This is a genomic window from Allobosea sp. CER48 (assembly GCF_044752385.1).
Lineage (GTDB): Bacteria > Pseudomonadota > Alphaproteobacteria > Rhizobiales > Beijerinckiaceae > Allobosea.
Genome location: NZ_JBIWYK010000262.1, coordinates 1 through 4370, shown reverse-complemented (window position 1 = coordinate 4370; position 4370 = coordinate 1). Strand labels below are relative to the sequence as shown.

Genomic DNA, 4370 nt, shown 5'->3' with positions numbered 1-4370 from the left:
GTCATTCCTGGGCGCGGCGCGGCAGCGAGCCCCGACGTGACGACGAGGTCGATCACGCCGCGATCCGTCCTTCCAGCGGGAACACCTTGGCGGGGTTCAGCAGCCAGTGTTCATCGAACACCGCCCTCACCCTCATCTGCTGCGCGAGATCCTCGGGATTGAACTGGAAGGTCATCAGGTCGCGCTTCTCGATGCCGACGCCGTGTTCGCCGGTCAGGCAGCCGCCGACCTCGACGCAGAGCTTGAGGATGTCCATGCCGGCATCCTCCGCCTTCTGCGCCTCGACCGGATCGTTGCAGTTATAGAGGATCAGCGGATGCAGATTGCCGTCACCGGCGTGGAAGACATTCGCGACGCGCAGGCCGTAGCTCTTCACGATTTCATCCATGCGCTTGAGCACATAGGGCAGCTGGCCGGTCGGGATCGTGCCGTCCATGCAGATGTAGTCGGCGATTCGGCCGGTCGCGCCGAAGGCGGATTTGCGACCCTTCCAGATCGCAGCCGCCTCCATTGCCGATTTCGATTCCTTCACGGTCGTCACCCCGTGTTCGCGGGCAATCGCGACGATGCGGGCGAGCTGGGCGTCCATCTCCGCTTCGGAACCCTCGACCTCGATGATCAGCAGCGCCTCGACATCCATCGGATAGCCGGCCTTGGCAAAGGCCTCGCAGATCTCGATGGCCGGCTTGTCCATGAACTCCATCGCGACGGGAATGATGCCGGCGCCGATGATTGCGGCCACCGCCGCCCCCGCCTGCTCACTGGTGGGAAAGCCGAACAGCACGGGGCGGGCGCCCTCGGCGGAGCGCAGGATACGCACCGTCGCCTCCGTGATGATGCCGAGCTGCCCCTCGGAGCCGTTGATCAGGCCGAGCAGGTCATAGCCCGGCGAATCGAGATGGCCTCCACCGATCTCGACGATGCTGCCGTCCAGCATCACCATGGTGACGCCGAGCACGTTGTTCGTCGTCACGCCGTATTTCAGGCAATGCGCCCCGCCGGAATTCATGCCGATATTGCCACCTATCGAGCAGGCCAGCTGCGAGGACGGGTCCGGCGCGTAGAAGAAGCCCTCGGCAGAGACGGCGCCGGTGACTGCGAGATTGGTGACCCCGGCCTGCACCCTGGCCGTGCGGTTGGCATAGTCGATCTCGAGGATGCGGCTCATCTTGGAGACCCCGATCACGACGGCATCCTCCTGCGGGATGGCACCGCCCGCGAGCGAGGTCCCGGCGCCGCGCGGCACGACCGGCACGCCCTGCTCGCGGCAATAGCGCAGCACGGCCGCCACCTCCTGCGTGGTCGCAGGCAGCACGACGGCGAGCGGCATGCGGCGATAGGCGGTGAGGGCGTCGGTCTCGTAGGGCCGACGCTCGTCGTCGCTGGTGATCAGCGCATTGGCCGGCACGAGGCCGGCAAGGCCGGCAACGATCGATTCGCGGCGGGCGAGAATGCCGGCATCCGGCACCGGAAACGCGATCGCGCTCATCTCTTCCCTCCCATCGCCCAATTCGGCTGTGCCGTTCCCGGCACAGTGCTTGCCCTCCAGATTAGACCAATTCAATGCCTCTTGCAGCGTGGCCGAAGCCAGCCATTATTTCCGTATTGGAAAAGGTGGCGGGTTGATGGACCGGTTCGGCGATCTCGATGTCTTCGCGCATGTCGTCACGACAAAGAGCATGTCGGCGGCGGGGCGCCAGCTGAACCTGTCGCCGGCGGTCATTTCCAAGCGCATCCGCCGGCTGGAGGAGCGGCTCGGCGTCCGTCTGCTCCAGCGCACCACGCGCCAGCTGGCCCTGACCGAGGCGGGCCAGGGCTTTTACGAGCGCGTCGTGTCGATCCTGGCCTCGATCGAGGAAGCGGAGGCCTGGGTCGCGAGCGGGGCTGGGCAAGTCCGCGGTACGCTGCGGGTCTCGGCGCCGACCTCGTTCGGGCGCATGCATGTCGCGCCGCATCTCAAGCGCTTCCTCGACGGCAACCCGCTGGTGACGGTCGAGCTCGTGCTCAGCGACACCTTCGTCGATGTCGTCGGCGAGGGCTTCGACCTGGCGATCCGAATCGCCGACTTGCAGGATTCGAGCCTCGTCGCCAAGCGGCTGGCGCCGAATCACCGCGTGCTCTGCGCCACGCCGGACTACCTCGCCACCCATGGTACTCCGGCGGAGATCGGCGACCTCGCTCGTCACGTGCTGATTGCCCACAACGCCGATCACTGGCGCCTCGACGGGCCGGAAGGCTCTGTCTCGGTCCGCGTCAACGGCCCGTTGCGGACCAATTCGAGCGAGGTCGTGCGCGAGGCGCTGCTGGCGGGCGTCGGCATCGCATTGCGCTCGACCTGGGATGTCGGGCCGGAGCTGAAGTCAGGCGCCCTCCAGCGCGTGCTGCCGGCCTACGCGGTCGGTTCTCGCGTCGCGGTCTACGCGGTCTATCCGAGCCGCCGGCACATGGAGCAGAAGGTGCGCGCCTTCGTCGACTATCTCGGAGAGCTCTACGGCGCCACGCCCTACTGGGATGCGGGGCTTGCACTCTAGGCGCTTGCCGCGCAGCCCCGCGACGGGGATGCTGCGCCACACCACCAGGGAGGAATGGCATGTTCGGCGTGCTCGAAGGCACGGGGGTCTCGGTCCTCGATCCGCGGTTTCACCGCGTCATCCCGGGCTCCGCCCGCGTCGAGCGGCTCTGGACCGGCGCGCGCTGGTCGGAAGGCCCGGCCTGGTTCGCGGCGCACAACGCCCTCGTCTGGTCCGATATCCCGAACAACCGCATGCTGCGCTACGACGCGCTCTCCGGCCATGTCGGCACCTTCCGCCAACCTGCCCGCAATTCCAACGGCAACACCGTCGACGGCCAGGGCCGGCTGGTGACCTGCGAGCATGGCGGGCGACAGGTGACGCGCACCGAGCATGACGGCACGATCACCGTGCTGGCGAGCCATTTCGGCGGCAAGCGCCTCAACTCGCCCAATGACGTGGTGGTGAAGGCGGACGGTTCGATCTGGTTCACCGATCCTGACTACGGCATCCTCAGCGACTATGAGGGCGACAAGGCTCCGAGCGAGATCGGCGCCTGCAACGTCTACCGCATCGATGGCCGGAGCGGCGAGATCGCCATCGCGGCCGATGATTTCATCAAGCCCAACGGCCTCGCCTTCTCGCCGGACGAGAGCATTCTCTACATCGCCGATACCGGCGCCAGCCACGACCCGGAGAACGGGCCGCGGCACATCCGCAGCGTCGCGGTGGGAAGCGACGGACGCACGCTCGGCGCATCCAAGGTGTTCGCGACCTGCACCGCAGGGCTGTTCGACGGCTTCAGGCTCGACATCGAAGGGCGGATCTGGACCAGCGCCGCCGACGGCGTCCACATCTACCATCCGGACGGCACGCTGATCGGCAAGGTCGCGATTCCCGAGATCGTCGCGAATGTCTGCTGGGGCGGCCCCAGGCTCAACCGCCTGTTCATCTGCGGCACCACTTCGCTCTACGCCGTGATGACGCACACCAACGGCGCCACAACTCCGCTCTGAGCGCGGCTTGCACGCAACGGCCGCGGCCGCACCGCCGTGGGTTCAGCGCGGCGGCTCGCTCTTCATCCGCGTCAGCACGAGCGGCATCGCCAGCCCGATGATGACGAAGCGCACGAGATGGTGGGAGCCGACATAGAGCGTGTCGAGCCCCATGGCGAAGGCCAGCATCGCCATCGCCTCCAGCCCGCCGGGCGCGAAGGCCGCCATGCCGCTGGCATAGGAAACGCCGGCCAGCCAGGCCGCCGGCCAGGCGAAGATGAACGCGACGCCGATCGACACCGCGAAGCCGCCGATCGCGAGCGGGAAGAGCCCCTTGAGCTCGTCGCGCGGGATATGCGCGATGCGACCGCCCATGGTCGAACCGAGCAGGATCTGCACGACGATCTGGATCGGCATGGGCAGCGCGCCCTCGACGAGGCCGGTGCCGTGCAGGATCGAACTGGCGAAGGTCGCGCCGAACATCAGTGGCGCGGCCATGCCGAGGCGCTCGAAGACCAGCCCGAGCGCGAGACCGGCCATCGTCACGCCGAACATGGTGCCGGCGTCGATCGAACCGACTGCCGGAACCGGCATGGCGGCCGAGGCCCCGGAAAGCTGCATCGCGCTCGGCAGAAGCGCCACAAGCACGAGCAGCCGGAAAAGCTGCACCACGGAAATGCGCCCGATATTCGCGCCCTTCGCCTGCGCAACCGCCAGCACGGTCGAGAGCGCGCCGGGCGCCGCAGCAAGCAGCGCGTCGATCCAGGGCCAGCGTGCGACATGGCGCAGATAGGCGCCGGTGGCGATCATGATCGCCGCCACGCCGAGCAGAAGGATCAGGAGGGAAGCGGGATACCGCGCGACC

4 protein-coding genes are annotated in these 4370 nt (G+C 67.5%); 2 read left to right on the top strand and 2 right to left on the bottom strand.

Annotated features, from left to right (window positions below; translation table 11 throughout):
• Positions 1-52: 52 nt before the first annotated feature.
• The gene (locus tag ACIPIA_RS10915) at positions 53-1489 is read right to left on the bottom strand and encodes an FAD-binding oxidoreductase (protein ID WP_400509382.1); all 1437 of its coding nucleotides are present in this window, start codon (positions 1487-1489) and stop codon (positions 53-55) included.
• 136 nt (positions 1490-1625) lie between these two features.
• Here ACIPIA_RS10915 and ACIPIA_RS10910 point away from each other — a divergent pair, with 136 nt between their 5' ends.
• Together ACIPIA_RS10910 and ACIPIA_RS10905 are read left to right on the top strand one after the other, a co-directional pair.
• The gene (locus ACIPIA_RS10910) at positions 1626-2531 is read left to right on the top strand and encodes a LysR family transcriptional regulator (RefSeq protein WP_400509380.1); all 906 of its coding nucleotides are present in this window, start codon (positions 1626-1628) and stop codon (positions 2529-2531) included.
• Positions 2532-2590: 59 nt separating this feature from the next.
• Positions 2591-3526 carry an SMP-30/gluconolactonase/LRE family protein gene (locus ACIPIA_RS10905; RefSeq protein WP_400509378.1) on the top strand — a complete coding sequence of 312 codons (936 nt, stop codon included), beginning with the start codon at positions 2591-2593 and terminating at the stop codon, positions 3524-3526.
• A 42-nt stretch (positions 3527-3568) separates the two neighbouring features.
• Here ACIPIA_RS10905 and ACIPIA_RS10900 read toward each other — a convergent pair.
• The coding region (locus tag ACIPIA_RS10900; RefSeq protein ID WP_400509376.1) for an AbrB family transcriptional regulator at positions 3569-4370 on the bottom strand (802 nt) is incomplete at its 5' end.

Coding starts and splice junctions, on each gene's coding strand:
- ACIPIA_RS10915 (WP_400509382.1), bottom strand. CDS start 1,489: ATGAGCGCGATCGCGTTTCCGGTGCCGGATGCCGGCATTCTCGCCCGC.
- ACIPIA_RS10910 (WP_400509380.1), top strand. CDS start 1,626: ATGGACCGGTTCGGCGATCTCGATGTCTTCGCGCATGTCGTCACGACA.
- ACIPIA_RS10905 (WP_400509378.1), top strand. CDS start 2,591: ATGTTCGGCGTGCTCGAAGGCACGGGGGTCTCGGTCCTCGATCCGCGG.